This is a genomic window from Streptococcus halotolerans, from assembly GCF_001598035.1.
In the GTDB taxonomy this organism is placed as follows: Bacteria; Bacillota; Bacilli; order Lactobacillales; family Streptococcaceae; genus Streptococcus; species Streptococcus halotolerans.
The window spans coordinates 135,682-161,356 of record NZ_CP014835.1 but is presented as its reverse complement, the minus strand read 5'-3'; the positions used below and the strand labels follow the sequence as shown (position 1 = coordinate 161,356).

19 protein-coding genes and 1 pseudogene are annotated in these 25,675 nt (G+C 39.7%); 3 read left to right on the top strand and 17 right to left on the bottom strand.

What is annotated here, in order from left to right; all coding sequences use genetic code 11:
* Nucleotides 1-15: 15 nt before the first annotated feature.
* On the bottom strand, nucleotides 16-1,818 hold the full coding sequence (gene pepF / locus A2G56_RS00690) for an oligoendopeptidase F (protein WP_062707631.1): 1,803 nt from the start codon (nucleotides 1,816-1,818) through the stop codon (nucleotides 16-18).
* The gene (locus A2G56_RS00685) at nucleotides 1,815-2,777 is read right to left on the bottom strand and encodes a competence protein CoiA (RefSeq protein WP_062707629.1); all 963 of its coding nucleotides are present in this window, start codon (nucleotides 2,775-2,777) and stop codon (nucleotides 1,815-1,817) included. Before A2G56_RS00685 ends, pepF begins: the two co-directional genes overlap by 4 nt.
* Before the next feature lie 248 nt (nucleotides 2,778-3,025).
* Between A2G56_RS00685 and A2G56_RS00680 the strand changes: the two genes are divergently transcribed.
* Nucleotides 3,026-3,982 carry a glutathione S-transferase family protein gene (locus A2G56_RS00680; protein ID WP_062707626.1) on the top strand — a complete coding sequence of 319 codons (957 nt, stop codon included), beginning with the start codon at nucleotides 3,026-3,028 and terminating at the stop codon, nucleotides 3,980-3,982.
* A gap of 44 nt (nucleotides 3,983-4,026) precedes the next feature.
* On the opposite strand, the gene nagB is transcribed toward A2G56_RS00680, so the two are convergent.
* Nucleotides 4,027-4,731, bottom strand: a complete 705-nt coding sequence (nagB, locus tag A2G56_RS00675; RefSeq protein ID WP_062707621.1) for a glucosamine-6-phosphate deaminase — start codon at nucleotides 4,729-4,731, stop codon at nucleotides 4,027-4,029.
* Between the two features lie 172 nt (nucleotides 4,732-4,903).
* Here nagB and queA point away from each other — a divergent pair, with 172 nt between their 5' ends.
* Nucleotides 4,904-5,950 (top strand): tRNA preQ1(34) S-adenosylmethionine ribosyltransferase-isomerase QueA, encoded by a 1,047-nt coding sequence (gene queA, locus A2G56_RS00670; RefSeq protein ID WP_062707618.1) that lies wholly within the window; start codon nucleotides 4,904-4,906, stop codon nucleotides 5,948-5,950.
* Nucleotides 5,951-6,142: 192 nt separating this feature from the next.
* Here the strand turns inward: queA and A2G56_RS00665 are convergent.
* The 13 genes and pseudogenes from A2G56_RS00665 to ccpA all read right to left on the bottom strand — a co-directional run.
* Nucleotides 6,143-6,440, bottom strand: a pseudogene (locus A2G56_RS00665) (transposase); the annotation flags it as partial.
* A gap of 122 nt (nucleotides 6,441-6,562) precedes the next feature.
* Nucleotides 6,563-7,660 (bottom strand): serine hydrolase, encoded by a 1,098-nt coding sequence (locus tag A2G56_RS00660; protein WP_062707616.1) that lies wholly within the window; start codon nucleotides 7,658-7,660, stop codon nucleotides 6,563-6,565.
* 172 nt (nucleotides 7,661-7,832) lie between these two features.
* Entirely contained in the window at nucleotides 7,833-8,438 is a 606-nt protein-coding gene (sodA, locus tag A2G56_RS00655) for a superoxide dismutase SodA (RefSeq protein ID WP_062707613.1), read from the bottom strand.
* 187 nt (nucleotides 8,439-8,625) lie between these two features.
* Nucleotides 8,626-9,669 carry a DNA polymerase III subunit delta gene (gene holA, locus A2G56_RS00650; protein WP_062707610.1) on the bottom strand — a complete coding sequence of 348 codons (1,044 nt, stop codon included), beginning with the start codon at nucleotides 9,667-9,669 and terminating at the stop codon, nucleotides 8,626-8,628.
* Nucleotides 9,670-10,556: 887 nt separating this feature from the next.
* On the bottom strand, nucleotides 10,557-11,168 hold the full coding sequence (locus A2G56_RS00640) for a PepSY domain-containing protein (RefSeq protein ID WP_062707605.1): 612 nt from the start codon (nucleotides 11,166-11,168) through the stop codon (nucleotides 10,557-10,559).
* Nucleotides 11,169-11,274: 106 nt separating this feature from the next.
* Nucleotides 11,275-12,783, bottom strand: a complete 1,509-nt coding sequence (locus tag A2G56_RS00635) for a sensor histidine kinase (protein ID WP_082785079.1) — start codon at nucleotides 12,781-12,783, stop codon at nucleotides 11,275-11,277.
* On the bottom strand, nucleotides 12,722-13,405 hold the full coding sequence (locus A2G56_RS00630; RefSeq protein ID WP_082785078.1) for a response regulator transcription factor: 684 nt from the start codon (nucleotides 13,403-13,405) through the stop codon (nucleotides 12,722-12,724). Before A2G56_RS00630 ends, A2G56_RS00635 begins: the two co-directional genes overlap by 62 nt.
* A 158-nt stretch (nucleotides 13,406-13,563) precedes the next feature.
* Nucleotides 13,564-14,532: a DUF3114 domain-containing protein gene (locus A2G56_RS00625; RefSeq protein ID WP_237334422.1), complete on the bottom strand. Its 969-nt coding sequence runs from the start codon at nucleotides 14,530-14,532 to the stop codon at nucleotides 13,564-13,566.
* Between the two features lie 493 nt (nucleotides 14,533-15,025).
* Nucleotides 15,026-16,981: a threonine--tRNA ligase gene (thrS, locus tag A2G56_RS00620; protein ID WP_062707597.1), complete on the bottom strand. Its 1,956-nt coding sequence runs from the start codon at nucleotides 16,979-16,981 to the stop codon at nucleotides 15,026-15,028.
* Nucleotides 16,982-17,394: 413 nt separating this feature from the next.
* Nucleotides 17,395-18,747, bottom strand: a complete 1,353-nt coding sequence (locus A2G56_RS00615) for a glycosyltransferase family 4 protein (RefSeq protein ID WP_062707594.1) — start codon at nucleotides 18,745-18,747, stop codon at nucleotides 17,395-17,397.
* A 1-nt stretch (nucleotide 18,748) separates the two neighbouring features.
* Nucleotides 18,749-19,747, bottom strand: a complete 999-nt coding sequence (locus A2G56_RS00610; protein ID WP_062707591.1) for an LTA glycolipid anchor biosynthesis glycosyltransferase, IagA/BgsA family — start codon at nucleotides 19,745-19,747, stop codon at nucleotides 18,749-18,751.
* A gap of 233 nt (nucleotides 19,748-19,980) precedes the next feature.
* Nucleotides 19,981-21,438: an alpha-amylase gene (locus A2G56_RS00605; RefSeq protein WP_062707587.1), complete on the bottom strand. Its 1,458-nt coding sequence runs from the start codon at nucleotides 21,436-21,438 to the stop codon at nucleotides 19,981-19,983.
* A gap of 90 nt (nucleotides 21,439-21,528) precedes the next feature.
* The gene (gene ccpA / locus A2G56_RS00600; protein ID WP_062707584.1) at nucleotides 21,529-22,530 is read right to left on the bottom strand and encodes a catabolite control protein A; all 1,002 of its coding nucleotides are present in this window, start codon (nucleotides 22,528-22,530) and stop codon (nucleotides 21,529-21,531) included.
* A 194-nt stretch (nucleotides 22,531-22,724) separates the two neighbouring features.
* Between ccpA and A2G56_RS00595 the strand changes: the two genes are divergently transcribed.
* A complete protein-coding gene (locus tag A2G56_RS00595; RefSeq protein WP_062707581.1) occupies nucleotides 22,725-23,810 on the top strand; it encodes a M24 family metallopeptidase in 1,086 nt (361 codons plus the stop codon).
* 231 nt (nucleotides 23,811-24,041) lie between these two features.
* Here A2G56_RS00595 and A2G56_RS00590 read toward each other — a convergent pair whose 3' ends face one another.
* On the bottom strand, nucleotides 24,042-25,577 hold the full coding sequence (locus A2G56_RS00590) for a ClC family H(+)/Cl(-) exchange transporter (protein WP_062707579.1): 1,536 nt from the start codon (nucleotides 25,575-25,577) through the stop codon (nucleotides 24,042-24,044).
* Nucleotides 25,578-25,675: the final 98 nt, after the last annotated feature.

Genomic DNA, 25,675 nt, shown 5'->3' with positions numbered 1-25,675 from the left:
AACCAGTGTCTCCTTTTAGTTGACTTCTCGTTTTGCCACCAATGCTTCCAATTCTTCCAAGCGTTGCTTAAATACTTTGAAAGCTCCTTCTAAGTAATCAGCGCTTGTCATATCAACACCTGCTTTAGCGATGACATTCAGTGGGTAATCCGAATTACCAGCTTTAAGATAATCTAGATAGTTTTCTCGGTCTTGGTCTGTTCCATGGACAATTCTGTCTGCTAGGTAGGAAGCTGCTGCAAACCCAGTCGCATATTGATAAACATAGAAATTATAGTAAAAATGCGGAATACGAGCCCACTCAAACTGAATGTTATGATTATCATCAGCTGCTAAACCATAATATTTTTCGTTAAGTTTAGCGTATGTTTGGTTAAGAAAATCACTGGTCAAGACTTTTCCTTCTTGGTCAGCCTGATGAATGGCCAATTCAAATTCTGCAAACTGTGTTTGACGGAAGATAGTTCCTTTAAAGCCATCCAAATAGTGATTGAGAATAGCGAAGCGTTCTTTATCATCAGTCACCTCTTCGAGCAGAGTTTCCGTCAAGATATTTTCATTGGTTGTTGAGGCAATCTCAGCCAAGAAAATGCTGTAATCCCCATAGACATAGGGTTGATTTTCACGAGTAAAAGTTGAATGTAAGCTATGGCCTGTTTCATGAATCAAGGTATAAAGATTATCTAAAGTATCCTGCCAGTTGAGCAGCATAAAGGCATTGGTATCGTATGAACCACCCGAATATGCTCCTGAGCGCTTGCCCTTATTAACATGAACATCAATCCAGCGCTCTGAAAAGGCACGATCAACGCGATCACTATAATCTTTACCAAACACTGTCAAGACTTGACGAGATTTTTCAAGTGCTTCTGGATAAGTAATAGCCATATCATGCTCTGAAAGCGGCGTATAAACGTCATACATCTTGAGATCATCAAGACCCAGTAACTCTTGGCGTAACTTCATGTAACGATGTAAGAGTGGCAAGTGCTTATTCACAACTGCCAGTAAGGTATCGTAAACCTCTTCAGGAATGAAATTAGCCGAAAGAGCGGCATGGCGAGCTGATTCATACCCACGAACTTTCGCTTGGTAATTATGAACCTTGACATTGGTTTGTAAGGTTTTAGCATAGGTGTGTTGGAACTGCTCATAAACACCATAGTAAGCATCATAGGCACCTTTACGAACTTCTCGATTTTTAGATTCCATAAGGCTAATAAAATTACCATGGGTTAATTCCACAAGGTCTCCCTCATCATTGGTAACCCAAGGATAGGTCACATCAGCATTATCAAAGATAGAGAAGGTTTCAGCAGCAGAACCAAAAATCTCAGAGGCACCTGCCAATAATTCTTCAGCCTCTTTCGGCAAGACATGATCTTTAGTGGCTAATAATTTTTCAAAATAATGATCATAAGAAAGAAGGCCAGGCTCTTCTGCCTTATAGTCTTCTAGTTGCTGCTCTGACATGGTCAAAAATTCAGGTTCATAAAAAGCAAAGGTCTGACTATAAAGTGACGATAAGGCTGTCGCTTTTGCTTCCATCTCTTGATAAGTTGCAATCGTTGTATCTTGATCATTTTTCATAGATGCGTACACATATAGTTTCTCTAAACGACGCATCAACTCTAGAGCAGTTTCCGTAATACGCAATAAACTCTTAGCTGAATCCAAAAGGTGGCCTGCATTACTTTGAGAAGCTTTCAAATCGTTTTCTAACGCTTGGCGCTCTGCTTCCCACGCCTCATCCGTTTCAAAAATGGTAGTCAAATCCCAGGTTTCTTCTTTTTTCAGATGGCTACGATTATCAGTCATGTTGTTCTCCTTGTCTGTTTTTCTACCATTTTATCATAAAAGTAGGGTGGATACAGGGTCTGAGAAGTTTTCAACCGTTGATTTTTATAATAGCGCTCAAACTGCTTAAAATAGCGCTCAATTTTTTCATGCTCTGAATAATTTTGACTGCTAATTTGAGGTGGTTTGATTTGTGGGAAGAAAAAGTCAGTCTCTTGCATTAACAAATTGTCACCGCGCTGATAAGCCAATTCCTGCTCTTTTAACCATTTTGGATTTTTGTAAAACAGCTGCTTTTGAATGAACTGTTGAGGATTTGTCATACCCGAACAAGTCAAACTGACAAGCTTCTTCTTTTGAAAAGGAAATCGTAACAAGGTCATGATGTCATCAGAGAATGAACACGTTTTCGTCAAATAGACCAGCTCTCCATCCAATTTTTCATGGATCAAATAGTGCAATCGTAATTCTTCTTTAGCATTGTCCAACTCCCAAAAATAAAAACCAAGTCGATCACTATAAGAGAGAACCGTTCTTTGAAAAGGTGATAAACGTTTCTTCAACCACAACTTTTCTCCAAAGAGCCAAATGGGATAGAGCCCTTGATACTGGTATGCCTTTGTTCGCTCTGCCCACTTCTGATTACTGATTGGTGAGCACTGAACTTCCAACACCAACTTAGGTGCGACAAAAACATCTGCTATTTGCTGGTATTTAGAAAAATAGTGTTCAATGGCTACTTGATGATTCTGAGATAAGGAAGTAAAAAGCTTAGCTTTTAAAGATAAATGTTCAGCCGATTCGTTTTCAAAACTAAATTGACAGTTTTGAGTCGATAGATGTGCAAAATGCCAAGTTTTAATCGCCCCCTTTTTGAAATGGACAGGACCTAAACAAGCAGGGCAATAATAGTGCGTTTCATTTAGGTCATTATCAAATGCCCTGGCTAATCGTCCATCAACTGTCTTTGCAATTAACATATCTCCTCCTACCTATTCATTCGAAAAAGATAGGACAATATGTCTCAATACAGTCGTTATCGATATTTTTTTATTAATACCTGTTAATTCGATGCTATTTCTCAAACTGAAGTCTTTGCTTATCGTAAATCATCTAAAATAAGCTAGCAATCACAGTGTCGAGCTAAGATCATCTGAGATAATTTCATTAGCCATTGCGTTCAGATAATGATATAATACTAGTTAGTAACATATAAAGGAGGAAATAAATGGGACTTTTAGTAGAGGGCAAATGGCAGGATAAATGGTATGACACTAAGTCAACAGGAGGTAAATTCGTTCGTTCCAAGGCTCAATTTCGCAACTGGATAACGGCTGAGGGTAGTGCTGGTCCGACTGGTAAAGCTGGCTTTAAGGCTGAGTCTGGTCGCTACCATCTCTATATTTCTCTCGCTTGTCCTTGGGCAAGTCGAACGCTAATCATGCGCCGATTGAAGGATTTAGAAGACCATATTTCCCTGTCTGTTGTTAATCCCTACATGCTAGACAATGGTTGGACTTTTGAAGATTATCCAGGTGTTATATCTGATAGTCTTTTCAATAGTCAATACCTGTACCAAGTGTATTTAAAAGCTGATCCTAACTATTCTGGTCGTGTGACCGTGCCAGTCCTATGGGATAAGAAAACCCAAACTATTGTCAGCAATGAGTCATCTGACATCATTCGCATGTTTAACACAGCCTTTAATGATATTACCGGAAATACTGACGACTATTATCCTAAAGAATATCAGACTGATATCGACGACATCAATAGTCTAGTCTATGATAAAGTTAACAACGGGGTTTATAAAACTGGTTTTGCCACAGAACAAACCGTTTACGAAAAAGAACTACAAAACCTCTTTGCTGGACTTGATAACCTTGAAAGGCATCTGGAAACTCAGGAGTGGTTGGTCGGTGACAGAATGACTGAAGCAGATATCAGACTCTTTACAACCCTAGTGCGATTTGATCCTGTTTACTTTGGTCATTTCAAGTGCAATCTAAAACGCTTAATCGACTACCCTAATTTATGGCAATACACCAAACGTATTTACAACCTCCCTGGAATAGCTGATACGGTTGATTTTGATCATATCAAGACCCACTACTACGGCAGCCACAAAACCATCAATCCCAATGGTATCATTCCAGTTGGCCCAGACATTGATTGGTCACTTTAAGACATCCTAAAACCCAGCCTGATTTTTTCAGACTGGGTTTTTGATTATGCTAATTTGCTAGCTGCAGCTTCATCTACAATGACAATGACATCATCATGTTTTTGAAGAACACTAGCTGGTAGCTCTTCTGTAACTGGGCCTTCCACCATTTCCTTGATGGCATCAGCTTTTTCAGATCCAAAGGCTACTAAAACAATGGTTTTTGAAGCCATGATTGAGGCAATCCCCATTGACATGGCTTGTTTTGGAACATCATCAATACTATCAAAGAAGCGACTATTGGCTTCGATAGTCGAGGGTGCCAAATCTACCACATGAGTCGTCTGATCAAAAGATGTCCCTGGCTCATTAAAGCCAATATGACCATTTCGACCAATACCTAAGATTTGGAAATCGATTGGATTTTCAGCAATAATCCGGTCATAGTCTTTGGCTGCTGCTTCTAAGTCTGTAGCCTTACCATCTGGCAAATAAGTCATTTTGAACGGTTTAGCATCAAAGAGATGCTCTTTCATAAAATAAGCATAGGATTGGTCACTTGCTTGATCTAAGCCGACGTACTCATCAAGATTGATACTGGTCATTTCTGAAAAATCCAAATCAGACTGACGGATTTCTTGATAAAAGGTTTCAGGAGTTGAACCTGTTGCCAAACCTAATGTTTGAATACCTTGTGCCATCTTTTCTTTCAACAATGTAAAAGCAAGTTTGCCACCTTCTTGAGCATTTTTTACAGTAATGACTTTCATTTTGAACTCCTTTGTTATTGGTCTATATCAATTGATACTTTCATTATATGGTATATACCAATTTTTGTCAAGATAAGAATTCTAACCCTATGACTAAACAAATCTAGAAACAAGTGTTACAATAAGAATGCTGTTTCAAGAGATAAGAATGACAAAACATTAAAGGAGACTTATGAATACTAAGGATTTTGATTTTGATTTACCTGAAGAACTGATTGCACAGACGCCTCTAGAAAAACGCGATAGCTCCAAACTGCTCGTTTTAGATCCAGTAAGCAAAGAAATGACAGATACTCACTTCGATCACATCATTGACGAGCTAAACCCTGGTGATGCTTTGGTCTTGAACAACACGCGCGTCCTCCCTGCTCGTCTTTATGGCGAAAAAACTGATACTCATGGGCACGTCGAGTTTCTCCTGTTAAAAAACACAGCTGGTGATGACTGGGAAGTCCTTGCCAAACCCGCTAAACGGCTCAAAGTTGGAACAAAAGTGTCTTTTGGTGATGGGCGCCTCATGGCAGAAATCATTAAAGAACTTGATCACGGAGGTCGTATCGTTCGCTTTTCATATGATGGGATTTTCCTAGAAGTTCTTGAAAGTCTAGGTGAGATGCCACTACCTCCCTATATTCATGAAAAATTAGATGACCGCGACCGGTACCAAACGGTTTATGCTAAGGAAAATGGCTCTGCTGCTGCCCCGACAGCTGGTCTTCATTTCACACCTGAACTGTTGAAAAAAATACAAGCTAAAGGCGTCAAGTTAGTCTATCTTACCCTTCATGTTGGACTCGGTACCTTCCGCCCTGTTTCCGTAGACAATGTGGACGAACACGAAATGCACTCAGAATTTTACCAACTCAGCCAAGAAGCTGCTGATACTCTTAACCAGGTTAAGGCTACTGGGGGGCGTGTTGTCGCTGTTGGAACGACATCCATCCGTACACTTGAAACCATTGGTAATAAATTAGGCGGCAAGTTAGCAGCCGACTCTGGCTGGACTAACATCTTTATTAAACCAGGTTATGATTTTACGGTTGTCGATGCCTTTTCAACTAACTTTCATTTACCCAAGTCTACCCTAGTCATGCTAGTATCAGCATTTGCAGGTCGCGACTTTATCTTAGAGGCCTACAAACATGCCATCAATGAACAATACCGTTTCTTTAGTTTTGGAGATGCCATGTTCCTCAAACGCTCTGACAAAGTAAATTAAAACCATCAAAAAAAACGAAGTTGGAAAAATACTAACGTCGTTCAGATTGAAGACAAACCTCCAAAAAGAGGTTTGTCTTTTTTGGTTTCTCATGCTTTTGAAGTCAAAAAATGGATAATAAAATTGAACTCGACCAAAATCAAAAGGTCTTCTTGTCATTAATTTTACCAGCTTTTTGATATTGAGACATGCCAAACTTAACCCAAGAAACCAACGATAGGCAGTATTCGCTCCAACCTCTTTGATAGTCTGGCGCATGAAGTGAATTCCATCGAAACATTGAATAAGAGGGATCTTGATTAACATGACAGAATCCAAACTCGGGCGACCATTATCAGAAGAATAGGTATCTTCATACTAACTCATAAATAAACTCAAAATTGATGACTTGCTCCACTTGACAAAGAAAGTGATCCTCAGGAATGAGCTGGTCAAGACTATAATATTCAAATTGGTTGCTATTATAGTCAGGTTTTTCTTTATAGAACATACGGTACCCTCACGAGCTCTTCTCTTTTATTAATATACGCTGAAAATTAGTAAAAAGCCCTCAGAAACTTAGTTCTAAGGACTTTGTCTTTAGTCTGACTACTTCGTTTTTGATTTTGTTGATTAGTTTTCTTTCAGACCATTCATATTAACTCGGTGCCATTGGTTTATCACATAAGCCACTTGAGCTAACTGATTATAACCGTAGGGATTGATTTCTTCTGAGTTTTCGTCAGACCCTCCCAAGTAACGAGTATATAAAGCCACCATATAAGGATTTTCTTCTTTGACAATCGCGTCAATATTCAAAGCTTCACGGACATAGCCTGGTTTTTGATAAACTTGTATCTCAGAAGGTAAGTAGGTTTCATAGTATTGGCCTGGGAAAGATTGATCAATATAATAAAGAATATCTTTATATTTTTTTTGGTGGTGCCATAGGTAATCTAACACTTGAATATAGTAATCACTTGTTGTTTTGTTACCTTCGCGTTGGATGGTTTTGACCTTTGCTTTCGACTTTCCATAGCGATCTAATTTTTGATAAGCTTTTGTCATACCTCCTAAACGCTCTGACAAAGCATAAGCTGGTGTGTTCTCAGAATAAACGAGCGAGTATTCCTGCATTTCTGGAATGGTCATGGCTCCGTTGAAGGCAGCGACATAAGAATCATGCTCGGGCTTGTATTCATAGGTGGTATTGGTGATATCAAAGCGCTCTGTCATCGACAGTTTCCCCTTGGCAACCTTATCAACGACCAACATATTTAAAGGCAACTTATAGGTAGAACCAGCTGTCATTGGTTGTGTATCATTCATAGCATAAGTTTTACCAGTCGTTATATCCTTGTAAGAAAAGGCGATATTACTATGATCAATACCCTGTAAATCCATATAGGCTGTCACAACTTCAGGCAAGGTCATATGAGCATAATCAAAAGTTAAACCATAAGTTGCCATCATACCCGAATCTGCTAACTGAGCAGCATCTTTATCTGCCTGGCTTTTCTCAGCAAAATTCTGTCTTTTTCTTTTTGAACGTTTACTGGTTGTTTCTTTCTGGCGACTACTTGATGATGATTTCGTAATGCGCTGTGTCTTATTAGTATCTGCTACAGCAAAAAAAGGCTTAATGTAGTCTTCAAAGCCAACAATCACCAACAAGACGAAACTTATAACAATAGCACCTAATAATATTTGATTGATACGTTTAAAATTCACAACTTTTCCCCTAACCTCTAATATTATAAAGGAAAATTGATATTTTTCAATTGTTTTGAGGAAAAATTTCTCCTTTTTCACTAAACTTCTAGAACTAAGAGACAGACGTGTTGATATTGTTAAGATTTTTAATAGCCAAACAAAAAGAGCAGGTTTCCCTACTCTTCCTAAATTATTTAGCAGCCTTGTAAAGTTGGTCAACTTTATTCCAGTTGATGATTTCGAAGAAGGCTTTAATGTAGTCTGGACGTACATTGCGATAGTTAAGGTAATAAGCATGTTCCCAAACATCGAGTCCAAGGATTGGTTTTTTGCCTTCCATAAGTGGCGTGTCTTGGTTTGGTGTTGAGGTCACTTCAAGTTTACCTTCAGCGTTAACCACTAACCAAGCCCAGCCAGATCCAAAGCGTGTTGTAGCTGCTGTCGTGAATTTTTCTTGGAAAGCATCAAATGAACCAAAAGCGTCATCAATAGCTGCTTTCACATCTTCTGTGATTTCTGTTTTTTCTGGTGAAAGAAGCTCCCAGAATAGGGCATGGTTAAGATGTCCACCACCATTGTTGATAAGCGCTTGACGGATATCCTCAGGAATACTGTTCACATCTGACAAGAGAGCTTCAAGGTCTTCGCCAATTTCAGGGTGTTTTTCCAAAGCAGCATTGGCGTTGTTCACATATGTCGCATGGTGCTTATCATGGTGAAGCGTCATTGTCTCCGCATCAAATTGTGGTTCAAGTGCATCGTAAGCATATGGAAGTTCTGGTAATGTAATTGCCATGTTAGTACCTCTTTCATTTATTTGGTACTTTAATCTTAACCTTTTTTGAGAATGCTTTCAAGAAATTTGTTTAAGAGATGTGTTCTATCATTCACAATAAAGAGACTAGCACTGGGCAAGTAAATAAACCACTGAAAAAATACCATAATAAGGACAAACGAGTCATTCGCTTACGATGATTTTATTTCTACACCTTTGCGGTGTTCGTCATGATTTTCAATAAGGCAATGTCCAACAGATAATCCTTATCAACCAAGCCTTGCTTAATCTGATAGTCAGCCTCTATCAAGTAACGGATACTGTTTTGCAGAAACGTTAGGCTTAAATGCGCAGAGTCTCTCAAAGCGAATTTGACTTGATAAGGATTGACCTTGCGCCCTAAAATAGCTGACAATTCCTCAACCATCTGTTGCTCAGTCTTTCCTCGCTGAGCCAGTATATTAACCTGTAAAAACATACGAAATTGCCCCAGAATAATGGCAATCAACTTGACATCATCTTCTCCTTGCAACCGTAAATCTTTGACAAGACTCTGAACAGCATCAACCTCACTGTTTAACATTAACTTTGTTAAGTCAAAAATGTTATCCTGCAGACTTTTAGGAATAGCTTCTTCAATATCATCCGTCGTGATCAGACCTTTTTTTTGGTAACTTTCTAAAAAAGCTAGATTACTAAGACTATCTGAAAAATCAAAGTTAGATTTAATCATCAAAGCTTCAAGAGCGTCTTCTTCGAACTGAATAGCCTGTTTTTGGGCGTAATGTTGAAGATAGGCACGTAGTTCAGTATCTTTTAGAGGAGCAGCTTCAAACAGGCGACTATCCCTTTTTAAACGCTTGGTCAGTCGACTTCGGCCATCTAATTTCCCTGGGGCAAAAATGACCAATCGTGTGGTTTCCACAGGATTTTCAACATAGGCTTCGAATTGTTTCAATTCCTTGTCAGAGAGATAAGATTTTTTGTTCGTCGTAATATCTGCAAACTGATCTAAAAGCACCACTTTTTCTTCCGCGAAAAAGGACAAACTTTCCAAATCTAAGGCAGCATCGCTGTAAGGTACTATGCTTAAATCAAAATAAGTCATATTTAAATCTGAAGCATCATAGCCTATCTGTGTTAAGAATAATTCTTTTAATTGAGTGTATTGACCCAAGTCCTCACCTGTAATCACTGTAATTAAGGGGAGATTTTTTAGGGTTAGGGTCTCCATTTCTTCCATTGCAATCATAGACACATTGTACCATATTTTTTAACCAGACTTACTTTTGCTAGCCGTTCTGCGTTAAACCTCGGAACATTGCGGCATGGCTTATGAGACTGAGGGAAGGACAACTAGTTCATTCCAACCCAGCCGACTCGATGCTGAATCATCCTAGACTCAATCCCCATACCCCTATCACGGTTTTCTGGTTGACAGTAGTCATCAGGCTTGGCCATGTTAGATTTAACCAATAACTTATCAGGCAAAGCAACAACAAAGAGCTCAATTGTACAATACTCTCTGATGCGCTTTATCTTGTTCCCATGACAGTACACATACAAGTCTCCTAATGGTATGGCTTCTTCACTAGATTTCCGTAAAACAGATCAGAAAAATTGGCCCATCAATCGCATAAAGAAATGGTCGTTTTCAAAAAACGGTTTGTGTTGACATTGCCCACTTTTAGATAGAAAATGTCTTGTAATGCCCTTGAAAACAAGAAACGACTTGTGCTAGTTTACCAAATCTATGAAAATACTTCGAAAAGAGGCATGTAGCTGAAAAATAGCACATGCATTTTGTAGCACACAAGATATCCTCTTGTTGTATCAATTAATAATGATAAACTGTCATCATATTACTATTTGGTTACACCGGCTGTCAATAAGCTGGGGAAAAGTTGCGAATCCGATTATTGATGTTGTTGATTTTGTCCTGTACGCTTGGGTTCAGATGATAACACGAAATCCGTTAGGAGTTGCTCAAGAATTGTCTCATCAAGTCAGTATCCTCATGGCTTTGCCGTATTTATCGCACACCTGCTAGGTAGCGCCAGACTAGATCTGACATAAGAAAAAAGAGAGAAGTCAGGTATTTTTCTTCCTGCTTCTCTCTTAAGATGCTTCCATAGCTGCTTAGTGATTGTCTAACGGTTCTTTAGTTTTGTGGACAATCTTTCCTGATTGTGTGTCAATGTCGTAGTTGTGTTCTTCATTGGTAGCTGGATTATCAAATTCAATCTCATAGTACAAATGACCATTCTTTGTATCTTCTTCGGCTTCTAAATTAATAATTTGATCTTCTGTTAGTCCCGCATCTTTTAAGGCAATTTGTATCGCATCAGCAGCGCTTATTTTAGCAGATGAGCTAGAGCTTGATGCTTTTTGTGTTGATGAGCTATCGGAATGATCGTTTTGTTTTTGCTGATCTTTAGATGAAGACTGCCTTGTTTCTGACAAGTCGGTATCCCGTGTGATAATATCACCAGTCTTTCCATCAATGGTGTATTCGTACTCGCCATCGATGGTCGTTAAATCAATTTCATAGACTGCTAAACCATCATCAAGACTTTTTTCAATCTTTGTTCTTGTGACATCTTTTGCTGTTAGATTAGCATCTTTCATCGCTGTTTGCTTGGCTGTTGACTCTGAAACCTTAAATTGGGATTGCTGGTAAACAAAATAGCCACCAGCTCCCAATCCTAAAATGACTAATAAAGTAACTATAAAACGAATTAATGTTTTCATAAACATTCCTCTTTTCTTGTAGTGATACTCTAAGTATACACGAGATGGTTTTAAAATGCTGGGAAATTTTGGGGTAAAATTGTGGCAAAATGGTGGCAAAGACTTTTTACTGTGGCAAGTAGATTGTAAATCGTGTTTCTTTCTGATTGGATAAAACTCTAATATCACCTCCATGCTGACTCACAATCTCTTTAGCCATAGCCAGACCAATACCAAAATGGCCGGATTCCCCCTTATAAAAGCGATCAAAAATGTAAGGAAGGTCTTTCTGAATAATGGGCGGTCCATCATTAGCGATACTAATCTTTAGATGAGGAGGAGATGATGCATAACTAATGCTAATAGTTCTTTCAGCATAACGAATAGCATTACTCATAATCGTTGACAGAGCTCTATCTAGCAAGTCTTCGTCGGCAATAATATCAACATGATCTGCTGGAAAGTCATGTAACAAGCTTAGATTAGCTGATTTTATCTGATGTTCAAAACGCCAAGACAGATCATAGAGGAAGTCCTTAATGGCAAAACGCTCTAACATCAAGTTATCACCTTGAACTTCTAAACGGGATAGGGTCAAAATATCATCAATTAAATGAGACATTTTTTGGCTTTCCTGATAAATCGTTTCTGCTGCTGATGAGCTATCTGTGATAAGACCTGCTTTTAGTCCTTCGGCATAACCTTTAATAGATGTTAGAGGAGTGCGTAATTCATGAGAAGCATTTTGGAAAAAGATTTTTTGACTTTCTTGATGGCGACTAATCAAGTTATCCATGCGAGTTGCGGCCTGTCCCAATGCTTGAAATTCTTGATAGCGCAGCATAGGTTCTTCACGCTCTTCTATCCTCTCACCAATCGCCATTAAATAGTAGCTTAGCTTCTGAAAATCTTTTTGCGTTTTCCTAGCAATAGACCAAATGAAGGCTAATAGCGTCAAAGCACTAAGCAATAACAAAATGCCTAAAACCATGTTCACCCCAATCAGCCAATCTTGAATGGGCGTAACATTGGCAAAAGCGATGACATAGTAGGTCTGTGCTCGATACCGTTGTGTTCTATTGATGTGGTCACCCGCTAGTTTACCAAAATATTTTTGTAACCTAATCGTATAGCTCTCACCATCGACTCTCACTAATCCTGAACGTTTATTAAGACGGTGTTGCGTTTGACGGTCTAAAACGACGGATTCATCATCTGTCGCATCATCTGCCTTATCAATTGTCCAGAAATGCTGTCTACGTTCGACAAAATCTGAGAGTGCTTCTATTAACTCTTCATCTTCCTGGTGAGATAAGCTTTCTGAGACATAGACTGGTTTAAACTGCTGATCCAAAATAAGATAGGACGTGCCAACTAGTGCTTCTACTTCAAGTTTTGCTTTTTCTGATCGGTAGAGAACATCTAAGCGATTGAATTGTGATTGAATCGCTGAGCGAGTCTGGATATTCACCAATCGCGTCACAGCCAGATTAAATCCCAAAAATAAGAGTAGGAATGTCCCCGCAATGACCAACAAAGGTCGCCGTAACAGAATAATCTTTAGACTCGGTGCTTTAGGAACTCTCTTTTTTAGACAATTTGAAACCATATCCCCAAACCGTTTCAATAATGACATGACTATCTACCTGCCTTAATTTTTTTCGTAATCGTTTCATTGTATCATCTGTCACTCGTGTCTCCACATCGCTGTCTAGTTCCCAAACCTCATCTAATAACTGCTCTCTTGAAACAGAATAATTCGGCTCTGTTAGCAGCAGTTTCATCACTTTGTATTCTGTATTGGTTAAGCCAATGGTGTGTCCGTCGATCATTAACTGAGGCGGAGCGCTCAAAAGGCTTAATGATTCAAAACTCAGTTTGTTGAGTGTTGCTGCAGAAGATTGCCTAGTCAAGATAGCTTTAACCTTGAGAGCTAGTTTAACAGGAGAAAAGGGTTTGGTAAGGTAATCATCTATGCCAGTACTGAAACCATCAATATAATCTTGATCAGAATCCAGCGCTGTCAATAAAAAGAGAGGTACTTGAGAGACTTGCCTGATCTTTCTAGCGATACTAAAACCATCACTACCTGGCATCATAACATCTAAAATAACAAGGTCAGCCTGCTTTTCCATAAAAGCCAGTAAGAGCTGATCACCTGTCTCGAAGGTTTTGACAATCATATCTTCCTCTTGTAAAACCATCTTGATTAAATCACGGATTGACTTTTCGTCATCAGCCACATAAATTGTATGCACGATTTCTCCTCATCTTTCTATTAAAGCTGCCAATCGTTTTTTTATAACTGGCCGCCCCACAGCGACACCACAGATTGGTAACATTTTGGAAATCACCAGGGTTAACAAAGCGAGACTTACAAAGCCATATTAGCCAACATCTGCCGTCTCCAGTTGGTTTAAGCTTGCCTGATTTCCTTTTTAAAACGTTTTACTTCCTTGGAAACCAACTGTTGACGACTAAGTTGATCAACACTGTACTTCCCCTTTGCATTAAAATAGCTTCGGTCATAGTCTTCTTTCACCTTAAATAGCCAATTTCGCCGACGATTGGGAGCTCGAAAAGCTCGCGTAATCTGCTTACGAAACATAGGATCATGCCGTCGGACAGGATCGACATCTAATTGCCAATGCCTCTTTCCCTTTGTTCCATAATTAAAACTCGCCCCATTAACAATACCATTTTCAGTCACTACTTCAGCATCATTTTCATTTAAAAAACACCCCTTACTATCAAGGATAAATTCGGTATGAAAGCCCATCAGAACCTTGATATTAGCAGAAGGCTCTTGATCAGGGTAGGCGATCTGACCTTTTTGAATGGCTATTTTATTATGGAGCCGTGAAGACTCACTAAGGGTATAATCACCCTTACAAAACAAGGTTTCTCGTTTCTTATCTTTTAAATAAAGGGCTAGTGCATCCCGATCAGTCATCCCCCTTTTTTTAAAATGTTCTCGAACAAACTGAGCCTGATGACTAGAAATAATATAACGAAACTGGTGCAAACGTCTTTCCAGATCTCCCGCTTGAGCTAGGCTACTCTCTGGAAAGGCTTTAGCAACCAAGGCAGCAAACTCGTACCAAAAAGGATCATCCGGTGCTAAGTCCAAACTTATTTTTTGAACCAGCTGCTTATTTTCTCTAGCCTCTCCCACCAAATCGCTGGGCATCCTAATAACATTCAAGAAGGCTTCAAGTCGCTCCTTGGGAGACATGAACCATTGGCTGTTTGCCCAGAAACGATTAAAAAAAGGCTCTCCGACTGTCAAATCTATTCCTTCTTCTATCGCCTCATTAAAAATGCTTAACAAGGCATCAGGCCAGCCCTGTTGCCTTAAATCTTCCTTTGTGTTTATCATTGTCATAAGTCTATTCTAGCAAAAATAAGCCGATAGCACAGTGATAAGCTTTCCCATCAATCCACAAACTCATCAACTCACTTCAAGCAATCCATTAGTCTGCTTTTGTGTTTCATTGAGTATTGGATAATGTTTCCTACGTCAACATCCTATCAATCCTTCTAAAAATAAAAGAAAGGACTTAGCCCAGAGAGCTAAATCCTTATTATCATGTCTGATACCTTCTCAGGCATCATCGCTATAACTGACCGCTTAGTTACTAAATAGCCTATCAATCCTAACAGTTACCATACGGCTATGACATAAAGGGAACGGTCTGCCCAAAAGATCTCACCTGGTCTAGTTAACGATAATTATAAGACCTTTAGCAGCTGCTTTAGGACCGTTTCTTGTCAATATCGTCTACTTTGCTAAATGCTAAACTGTATCAATCTCTAACTCAAACCAAATACTTAGACTAATCATCTAGTCCTTGAAAGTCATCTGAAGATGAAACCTATTATTGAGCTGCTTCTTCAGCTGGTCTTGATTTACGAGCAATGTCTGCTTGGATAGCTTCGATAAAGCTTTCAATGGATACCGTTTCGGTTGCTTTCTTACCATAGCGACGAACGTTAACTGACTTATCTTCCATCTCTTTATCCCCAACAATTAATTGATAAGGGATTTTGCTCGTTTGGCTTTGACGAATCTTGTATTGCATTTTTTCATTACGCTCATCAACATCTGCACGAATACCAAGGTCTCGAAGTTTTTTAGCCACTTCCCAAGCGTAGTCTACATGCGCTTCATTTGAGATTGGAATAACGGTTACTTGATGTGGTGCAAGCCATGTTGGGAAGGCTCCTTTATAAGTTTCAATCAAAATAGCCGTGAAGCGTTCCATCGTTGAAATGATACCACGGTGAATCATGACTGGACGGTGTTCTTCTCCATCAGCACCAACGTAAGAAAGATTAAAACGTTCAGGAAGTAGGAAGTCAAGTTGGATGGTTGACAAGGTCTCTTCATTACCGAGGGCTGTTTTTACCTGAATATCAAGTTTCGGACCGTAGAAGGCTGCTTCGCCTTCTGCCTCAAAGTAATCCAATTCCATTTCATCGAGTGCCGCTTTGAGCATGCTCTGTGCATTTTCCCACATGTCATCATTGTCATAGTATTTTTCCTTGTCTTCAGGATCACGATAGGACAAGCGGAAACGATAGTCAGTTAAGTTGAAATCCTCGTAGACATCAATAATCAATTGAAGGGCTTTTTGGAATTCTTCTTGAATTTGCTCTGGAGTTACGAAGATATGACCGTCATTCAACGTCATTTCACGCACACGCTGAAGTCCAGTAAGGGCTCCTGATTTTTCATAACGGTGCATCATACCAAGTTCGGCAATACGTACTGGTAATTCACGGTAAGAACGCACATGGTTTTTATAAACTTGAATGTGGTGCGGACAGTTCATTGGACGAAGAACGATTTCTTCACCATCACCCATGTCCATCGTTGGGAACATATCGTCTTGATAGTGGTCCCAGTGACCTGACGTTTTGTACAATTCTACTGAAGCAAGAGGTGGGGTATAAACGTGTTGGTAGCCTGAAGCCAACTCTTTGTCGGTAATATAGCGTTCCAAAGTACGGCGGATAGTAGCACCGTCTGGTAACCAGAATGGGAAACCTTGTCCAACTTCTTGTGAAATCATGAAAAGATCAAGTTCTTTACCAAGTTTACGATGATCACGTTCTTTGGCTTCTTCGCGCATTTTGAGATAGTTTTTAAGGTCTTTTTTGTCAAACCAAGCTGTTCCGTAAACACGTTGCATCATGTTGTTGTCAGAATTTCCACGCCAGTATGCCCCAGCTACATTGAGCAATTTGAACACTTTGATATGACCAGTTGAAGGAACGTGAGGACCACGGCAAAGGTCAACGAATTCTCCCTGACGATAGATGGTCAAACCAGCAGCATCGTCAGCATGTTCGCTAATCAATTCAACTTTGTAAGGGTCATCTTTAAACAGTTCAAGTGCAGCTTCTTTTGAAATTTCTTCACGAATACATGGGAAGTTTTCGCGAACAATTTTTTGCATTTCTTCTTCGATACGAGGAAGGTCCTCATTAGAGATTTGTCCGTCAGCATTATCAGTATCGTAGTAAAAACCGTCTTGGATGGCAGGTCCAACACCTAAGTGGAGCTTAGGGAAAAGGCGTTTCGCTGCTTGGGCAAACAAGTGAGCCGCTGAGTGACGGAGGACATCATAGGCATCGTCATGGTCTGGGGTGACAATTTCAAGTGAGCCGTCCTCTGTAAGCGGACGAACAGTATCCAATAATTGACCATTGAATTTACCAGCCAAGGCTTTTTTAGCTAAAGATTTACTGATAGATTCAGCAATATCAACTGTCGATACACCAGATTCATACTCACGAATGGCACCATCTGGAAAAGTAATCTTAATCATAAGAATCTCCTTTTGTTTCGTTTAGTAAACAAGATCTTTAGTCTTGCTAGATTATTAGACAGGTGTCCAAAACACCACTTCTGATTTTACTCTCTTCTACTTTCAAGAAGGACTCAAACTTCTTAAAAAAGAAGATTGAGAAAAGAAAATACGACGCCCTCAAAAAGGACGTCGTAACGTGGTTCCACCTTAGTTTATCTAGGGACGACAAAAAAGACCCCAGAACTCTAACGGCGATAAGGGAACCACCCTTTTATGTTTGCATAAAATCATGAGAAGTAGTATCTCATCAGGCCATCTATATCCTCACACCAACCGGATACTCTCTCAAAAATGACGACTGACAGACGTGTCTTCTATGGTTTAGAATATCATAATTCAACAGATTGTCAAGTCAAATATTGGATTATTGTCTAGTCATCTGAGTCCCTATCACGTAGCGAAACCGTTCTAATCCGATCAACTAATAATTTTGGCGTTTTTAATACTCTAACAGAGGTTTGAGCTGTTGTTCGGACAAGGGTTGACGGCACTCCAAAGGTATTTCTCATTAATTTAATATGTGTGTATTTTTTCTTACCGTCCAAAGCAAAAGGACTTGTGCTCACTTGATACTCTTTCGAAATAATGGCATCAATGTAGAGTTCATAAACCGATAAGGCAAAGCGCTCCGATGATATCTCATAAAGTTTGTGCGTTAAACATTCCTCTGTCATTCTTGGCGTATCAGCGATAGCATTTAAAATAGCCTGAGTAATCCCCTCACTATCATCATAGAGATAGCCAAACATAGGACAATCCAACAAATCTTCTAAATAAGAGTTACTATGTGCGATAATTGGCGTCCCACTAACCAAACTTTCAGTATAGGTCAAGCCTTGTGTTTCACTGGTTGAAGCAGATACGAGAAAATCAGCTGCCTTATAGTAATAAGCTGTCATTTCCTGAGCTATCATCCCTGTAAAAATGACATGATCATCCAACCCTAATGCAGCCACTAAGTCTTTTAAATCATCTAGGTAAGGACCACTACCAACCACCACACATTTAACTTTGGGATTTTCTGCAATAACCTCGGGAAGAGCACGCAAAACAGCTTGAATATTTTTTTCATAGGAAATGCGAGATAAACTTAACAGCATGGTATCATCACTAGCAATCCCCAATTCTTGCCGCAAAGCTAAAATATCTGCTTCTTGAATCTCAGGGCGCTTGTACTGCTCCAACTCAATTCCAGTCGGGATAATCCTTTTAGGGATTTTGACCCTATAAGAATCCAAAATATTCAAGACAATACGACTTGGGCAAATAACACCATCGCAATCTTTCAAAAAATTGCGCACAAAATACTTGACCATACCTGGTCTAATCAATCGACCTTTGGCAATATAATGCACATAGTCTTCATAGTGGGTGTGGTAGGTGTGTACAACAGGAATCCCTAATTCTTTCCCAATCATCCAGCCAAAAATGCCAACGCTAAACTCCGTTTGGGTATGGATAATATCGAGATGATGTTCCTTAGCAATCTTATAGGCTGACGACAACCCAGAATAAACGACACGTCTCTCACTAAAAGCTACAAATGGAACACTTGGTAAGCGAATAATGGTGGGGTCGTCATCAATACGAATGTTTTTTTCTGCTGCTGTAAAAATAAAAACCTCATGCCCTAATTTTTCCAACTCTGTTTTTAAGGTTTTGATACTCGTTGCTACCCCTGAAATCTGTGGGAAGTAGGTATCCGTGAATAATCCAACTCTCATTTTAGAGCTCCAATACTTTTTGGTAGACGGCTGCTAATTGCTCTGCAACCAACTTGATATCCTTACTTGCGGCAACCTGGTAACCAGCCTCAACTTTATTTTCTTTACCAGCCAGAACTTTTTCTAGAGCGTAGACAAAACCAACAACATTTTTAGCTAAATAGGCAGAATGCTCATCAATCCAGCCTTCATAGACCGGAATATCGCGTAAAACTAGCTGTTGACGACTAGCTAGCGCTTCAAGGACAACGATACCTTCGGTTTCTTCACGACTTGGGAAGAAAAAGGCATCCGCTCCCGTCATGGCACCTTCATAGATATCTCCCTTAATGTAGCCTGGGAAAATAACATTATCTGGATGATCACCTTCGACAATCTGTCTAATATGGCTTGGAATTAAATAATGGTTAATATGGCCAAACCAGATAAAAGTGACGTGAGGCATGAGTCTTGCGACTTTGACAAAGTCATCAATTCCTTTACGCTCAAAAAAGAGACCAGCAGAAATGACAACTTTATCGCTTTTTTTAAGGTTAAAATGTGCCCTAAAAATAGCTTCCTTGCTATGACTTTGTTGATAACGTGTCAAATCAATACCATTGGAAATAGCTGAAATGGGTGTCGTAATACCGTAGGATTGAATCAATTGTTTAGAATAGGCTGTTGGCGTAATAAGATAATCCGCCGCTTGGTAAAAGCGCATAAGATGTTTTTTAAAAAGAGGCGCAGCCATATTTGACCCAATAAATGAATTTTCAAAGTCTTCTTTTGTGGAATGCGCGTGCATAATCACACGTTTGCCCGCTTTTTGAGATTTCCTTAAAAGATGCCAACTTTTGAGGCCGTAAGTATTGATATGGACGAGATCATAGTCATCATTGGGATCAGTCGTATAGTCAATCCCTGCTAACTCTAAAGCCTTTTTTTGATGTTTGATAGCCCGACCAATGCCTGATTTGCTCAATTGTTCTGGCGCTTCTAAATACAGTAATACTTTCATATGGCCTATTATAACGCAAACAGGGGACATTTTCATTAACAAAACAAAAAATCAGTCCAAGGACTGACTCGTATTGTAGACAAAACGCCTAAACGATGAAGAAATGAAGGAGACCAGACATGATTGCCAATAAAACCATCTTTCTAAGAAGTTTATTTTCTAAAATAAAAAAGATGGAAGTGAATATCCGAAATAAACGGTTTCTTCCATCTGAACCTGTCTAAAAACTGGCGTCATTCTCCTTTTTGGATCCATGCTGAGACTGATCCAGCTTGAACTGGAAATGTTGCCCAACCCTGATCACCAATAACCACTTCTTCCTCTGAATGACCTAGGTAATCAATAAAGGTTTTTCCAGCATGTAGCTGGCCAATTTCCATGTCTTTCCAACCAGCATCACCATTTGACATGACAACTGCTAGTGGGTGGGGGTGGTTTTCATCACCTTGATTGACCCATCCGATACAATTAGGATGATCAAAATAGTCCACTTGACTGCCATAAACATATTTTTGTCTGAGGTAGGCTAATTTGTCAATGATTTCTTTGAAAGAAGCCTGAGCAAACTCGCCCTCAATACCATAGTAATCCCCATAAAAAAGACAAGGTTTTCCTTGCTGGCGCAGCATAATCAGGCTGTAAGCAAGGGGTTTAAACCAGTCTTCCACCGTCGACTCCAAAGACTGACCTCTTTGAGAGTCATGATTGTCCACAAAAGTAACCGCAAAATCTGGTCTAGTTTGCATCAAGCTACCGTCTAAAATCCTTGTTAAATCAAAGTTCTGACCATCTAGAGAGGCCTGATAGAGGTTCATGTGTAAAACAACATCCACCAGGTCAAATTGCAAGTCGACATTTTCCAAATAGTCGATATTTTCCTCAGTGTCATCCTTCCAGTACTCTCCAAAAACATAAAGATTGTCTTTGTGATTCTCACGGATATATCGGATAAAATTAGCCATGAATTCGGAATCAATATGTTTAACAGCGTCTAATCGAAATCCTCCTACCTGACTTGTTTCTAGAAACCAACCGACCCACTTTTGTAGATTAGCCACTACCTCTGGATGCCTAAAATCGACATCATTGAACATAAGGTAATCATAATTACCATTTTCTTCATCAACACTGTCTTGATCAGCCCAGCCCTTATTGTCTCCCATGACCATATATAGACCAGTTTCGTTATGAAGCGCATCATAGTCCGTTCCTGAGAAGTGATACCAGTGCCATTCAAAATCATCATAGTGCTTTTGCCGGCCAGGGAAGGCAAAATGCGTCCAAGCCTCAATATCATAAGGCTCTGATATAGGTTCTTGACGATTGGACTGATTCATTTTCAAAACCTTAAAACGTTCTTTATCATCACCATTCGCCTTATGGTTAAGAACCACATCAGCAATAGGCATGATGCCAGCCTCATTTAGCACTTTGGTTGCTCGCAGATAATCTTCCTTGGTTCCATACTTTGTTGGAACAGTTCCTTTTTGGTCAAATTCTCCTAAGTCAAAGAGATCGTAAACGCCGTAGCCAACATCTTCAAAACCTGTTCCCTTAAAAGCCGGTGGCATCCAAACCTTATTGACTCCGAGTTGTTTTAAGGTATCAACATCATCGATAAGGCGTTGCCAATGCTGGCCGTCTGCTGGTAAGTACCATTCAAAATACTGCATGAGGGTTTCATTTGTCATAGATTGTCTCTCTTTTCATTATTTGGTCTATTCTACCACTATTTTTAGAAATAAGAAAACATGACTCTACTAAGAAGTCATGTCACTTGCTTATTTTGTAGATGCACGCTTAGTAACACCATGATTAAGAATAATTTCTTTTTCTTCTAATTCTTCTTTGTTCATGATTTTAGTCAACATACGCATAGCAACCGCACCTAAATCATAAATTGGCTGGTTGATAGATGACAAGTTTGGTCGTGTGTATTTCACAATTTCGGAATCATTACTTGTAATAATTTCGAAATCTTCTGGGACACGTTTGCCAGCAGCAAAGAGACCGTTCAAAAGACCAACAGCAAGTTCGTCTTCGCCAACATAGGCAGCTGTTGCACCTGAGTTAATCACACGTTCTGCTAGTTCAAAACCATCTTCATAACGGTATTTGGCTTCAAAAACAAGACCTTCTGTATAGTCAAGCTGATGCGATTGTAAACCAGCTTTATAGCCAGCAAGGCGTACTTTTCCATTGATGTCATCAAGAAGAGGGCCTGAAACGAATGCAATCTTTTTGTGGTGTTTGGCTAGGTCTGAAACAACACCTTCAACCGCTTTTTCGTAATCAATATTAACACTTGGCAATTGATGCTCTAAATCAATTGTTCCCGCAAGAACGACTGGAGTGCGTGAGCGTGAAAACTCAGCACGAATCTTATCAGTCAACCGGTGCCCCATGAAGATAATCCCGTCAACTTGCTTAGCAAATAGCGTGTTAACCACGTTGACTTCCTTATCTTCATCTTCATCACTCGAAGCCAATACAATGTTGTATTTGTACATTTCAGCGATATCATCGATACCTTTAGCCAAAAGGGCAAAGTAGGCATTAGAAATATTAGGAATAACAACTCCAACTGTCGTCGTTTTCTTGCTAGCAAGACCACGCGCTACGGCATTAGGACGGTAGTCTAAACGATCGATAACCTCTAGGACCTTTTGACGGGTATTTTCTTTCACATTTTTGTTACCATTGACAACACGACTAACGGTTGCCATTGATACACCTGCTTCTCTGGCGACATCATAAATGGTAATAGTATCATCTGTATTCATATGAATGTTCCTTTCGTTGTATTTTTTTACCTGAAAATCACGCTTTCATAGTCTATACTATCACGATTTGGAAACACTTTCAAGTCTAACGCTATTTTTTCTTTTATTTATTTGAGAATCTGAGGAAAAAGACTGTAAAAGCTTGATTTTTAAGGCAGTTTCTGAAAAAATAAGAGACAGAAAGAAGGGATGACATGACAAAAATTGATTTACTTTTAGAGAACTTACTTAAACAGGATGTACCAGCAGCTGTTGTTTCTGATCCTGTTACCATCAATTACCTAACAGGATTTGCTAGCGATCCCCACGAACGCTATATGTTCCTCTTTTTGATGGCTGATAAGCAACCTCTCCTTTTCTTACCGGCGCTTGACGCCGCACGCGCTGAAAGCGTCATCGACTTTCCAGTCGTTGGCTATCAAGATGCTGAAAATCCATGGGATAAAATCAAAGCCGTTTTGCCACAAACTGATTTTGCCAAAGTGGCTGTGGAATTCGACAACCTTAATGTTACTAAATTTAAAGGCTTAGAAGCTGTCTTCACAAGTGCCTTTGTCAACTTGACTCCTTTAATCCAAAACATGCGATTAATTAAATCTGATGATGAAATCCAAAAGATGTTGGTTGCTGGTGACTGGGCTGATAAGGCTGTGCAAATCGGTTTTGACACCATTTCACTCGATAAAACAGAGACTGATATCATCGCTCAGATTGAATTTGAACTCAAAAAACAGGGCATTTCCAAAATGAGTTTTGAGACCATGGTACTCACTGGCGATAATGCTGCCAATCCTCACGGTATTCCGGGAGTCAACAAGATCGAAAATGATGCCCTACTCCTCTTTGATTTGGGGGTTGAAACACTTGGCTATACTAGTGATATGACCAGAACCGTCGCCGTTGGGCAGCCAGATCAATTCAAAAAAGATATTTATAACCTCTGCCTAGAAGCTCAATTAACTGCCCAAGAATTTATCAAACCAGGTGTCACTGCTGCTGAAGTTGATGCTGCTGCACGGCGGGTCATTGAAAAAGCTGGTTACGGAGAATACTTCAACCACCGTCTTGGACATGGGCTTGGTATGGATGTTCATGAATTCCCATCCATTATGGAAGGCAATGATATGGAAATCCAAGAAGGCATGTGTTTCTCCGTAGAACCAGGTATCTACATTCCTGGCAAGGTTGGTGTTCGAATTGAAGATTGCGGCTATGTCACCAAAAATGGCTTTGAAACCTTCACCAAAACACCAAAAGAACTACTTTATTTTGAAGGCTAGTCCGACAGCCAATGATAGCAGAGAACAACCGATCTATCATTAGTTATTTCAGAATATAGACCAATCTTCTAATCAATAGCAAGATTGACAATGCGTGACTAACATATCCATAAAAAAACTCCCAGAAAGGGGACTAAATAACCCTTTCTGAGAGTTTTTCTTTCTCAAATAGCATTACAATGGATGTGGAAAATATTCAAAATCATTACGTTCATGCGTCAGTCTTCTAACTTAGAGTAAATATTTCTCAGCTAAATGACGATCAGACTCTCGGATGATGATATCGATAGTATTCCCCAAATACAAAACAGACGATCCAGACACGACTTCATTTTTGCCATTGACGACTTGATTGGTAATCAAAATTTGTCGCGGTAGCTCTAATTCGCGAACTTGTTTACCAGCAATTTTATCTGATACTGGCCACTGCAGAAGCATGAGTTTTTCAGAAACGTCGACTTCCTTGTTGGCAAACATTTTTTCCAACATGGCTTCATAGACTGGGGCACCTTTAAGCAGATCCATAACGGTATATGACACAAGGGTAACAAAGGCTAGAGGCATGAGTTGCGAGAGATTTCCAACCATTTCACAAACCAAGACAATAGCGGTCAGTGGGGCTTTTGAAACAGCGCCGAAGTAGGCACTCATCCCTGCGATAATAAAAATACTAAACATGCTGTTATCAATCAAACCAAGTTGAACAGCTAAGGCACCAAAGGCCGCACCTGACAGGGCTCCAAGGGATAAGATGGGCAGAAAAATACCACCCGGAACACCACTACCATAAGAAATCATGCAGTAAACAAAACGAATAACTAGCCACATTAACAAGACCCAAAAACTTAGATTAAGTTTAGGAAGGGTGACAATGACTTCATGACCTCCTCCAGAAAGGATGGGAAGAAAATAAGTTAAGGGCATGATAGCAATGAGGGCAACAATGCTAAAATAGGCTGGCTGGATATGAAGTATTTTCCCTAGTTTCTGGTAGCAGTCTCCAACAACCAAGACCACTTTTTCGTAACCAAACGCCAAAAAGCCAAAAACAAGACCCATAATGAGATACAACCAATAAGCCTCTAAGGGTAGGCGGGCTAAATGGGAAGCAAAATCAAGCACAGGGGCCATCCCAAAGAACTGTTTGGAGACCAGATCTGCTGTCAGACTGGCCGTTAGAGTCGTAATCCAAACCGTTCGTGAAAAATGATGATAAACTTCTTCAACGACAAAAAGAAGCCCAGCAATCGGTGCGCCAAAAGCTGCTGCAATCCCTGCTGCCGAACCACTAGCAATCAAGGTTTTCTCTCCAAAAGAGGCTAAGCCAAACTTGGTTGCAACGCCTTTACCAACCATAGCACCCAGTTGAATACTAGGGCCTTCTCTACCTAGAAGCATACCACTTGAAATAGCTAATAAACCTGCTACAAATTTTTTCCAGAGTACGCTCCACCAATTCAAGTGCATGAATCCTTTGAGTTCAGCCTCAACTTGAGGGATACCGGATCCCTTAATTTGTGGCTCTGATAGCAGCAATTTCCCTACGATTAAAGCAATAAGGGCATATAAGCCAAGAATAAGTGCTAAATAAATACTTTGTTCGTGAGCGAGTTCATATAAATGCAAAACCTTTTCATAAACTACTTGAATAAGTAATCTAAAACTACTCACCACAAATCCTGCCAACAGCCCGACAATAATCCCCCTGAAAATGAGAAATAAAATCGATTCTGATAAATACGACCTAGCTTTTTGATGCTGATCCATAATGCCTCCTGTGAATTTTATCCTAAATACCTCTATCTTAACACGTTTTAAGACACACTTTCAAGGGGTAATCATCGTCATCATCACCAAAAAATGGT

Coding starts and splice junctions, on each gene's coding strand:
- pepF (WP_062707631.1), bottom strand. CDS start 1,818: ATGACTGATAATCGTAGCCATCTGAAAAAAGAAGAAACCTGGGATTTG.
- A2G56_RS00685 (WP_062707629.1), bottom strand. CDS start 2,777: ATGTTAATTGCAAAGACAGTTGATGGACGATTAGCCAGGGCATTTGAT.
- A2G56_RS00680 (WP_062707626.1), top strand. CDS start 3,026: ATGGGACTTTTAGTAGAGGGCAAATGGCAGGATAAATGGTATGACACT.
- nagB (WP_062707621.1), bottom strand. CDS start 4,731: ATGAAAGTCATTACTGTAAAAAATGCTCAAGAAGGTGGCAAACTTGCT.
- queA (WP_062707618.1), top strand. CDS start 4,904: ATGAATACTAAGGATTTTGATTTTGATTTACCTGAAGAACTGATTGCA.
- sodA (WP_062707613.1), bottom strand. CDS start 8,438: ATGGCAATTACATTACCAGAACTTCCATATGCTTACGATGCACTTGAA.
- holA (WP_062707610.1), bottom strand. CDS start 9,669: ATGATTGCAATGGAAGAAATGGAGACCCTAACCCTAAAAAATCTCCCC.
- A2G56_RS00640 (WP_062707605.1), bottom strand. CDS start 11,168: ATGAAAACATTAATTCGTTTTATAGTTACTTTATTAGTCATTTTAGGA.
- A2G56_RS00635 (WP_082785079.1), bottom strand. CDS start 12,783: ATGTCATTATTGAAACGGTTTGGGGATATGGTTTCAAATTGTCTAAAA.
- A2G56_RS00625 (WP_237334422.1), bottom strand. CDS start 14,532: ATGACAATGATAAACACAAAGGAAGATTTAAGGCAACAGGGCTGGCCT.
- thrS (WP_062707597.1), bottom strand. CDS start 16,981: ATGATTAAGATTACTTTTCCAGATGGTGCCATTCGTGAGTATGAATCT.
- A2G56_RS00615 (WP_062707594.1), bottom strand. CDS start 18,747: ATGAGAGTTGGATTATTCACGGATACCTACTTCCCACAGATTTCAGGG.
- A2G56_RS00610 (WP_062707591.1), bottom strand. CDS start 19,747: ATGAAAGTATTACTGTATTTAGAAGCGCCAGAACAATTGAGCAAATCA.
- A2G56_RS00605 (WP_062707587.1), bottom strand. CDS start 21,438: ATGACAAATGAAACCCTCATGCAGTATTTTGAATGGTACTTACCAGCA.
- ccpA (WP_062707584.1), bottom strand. CDS start 22,530: ATGAATACAGATGATACTATTACCATTTATGATGTCGCCAGAGAAGCA.
- A2G56_RS00595 (WP_062707581.1), top strand. CDS start 22,725: ATGACAAAAATTGATTTACTTTTAGAGAACTTACTTAAACAGGATGTA.
- A2G56_RS00590 (WP_062707579.1), bottom strand. CDS start 25,577: ATGGATCAGCATCAAAAAGCTAGGTCGTATTTATCAGAATCGATTTTA.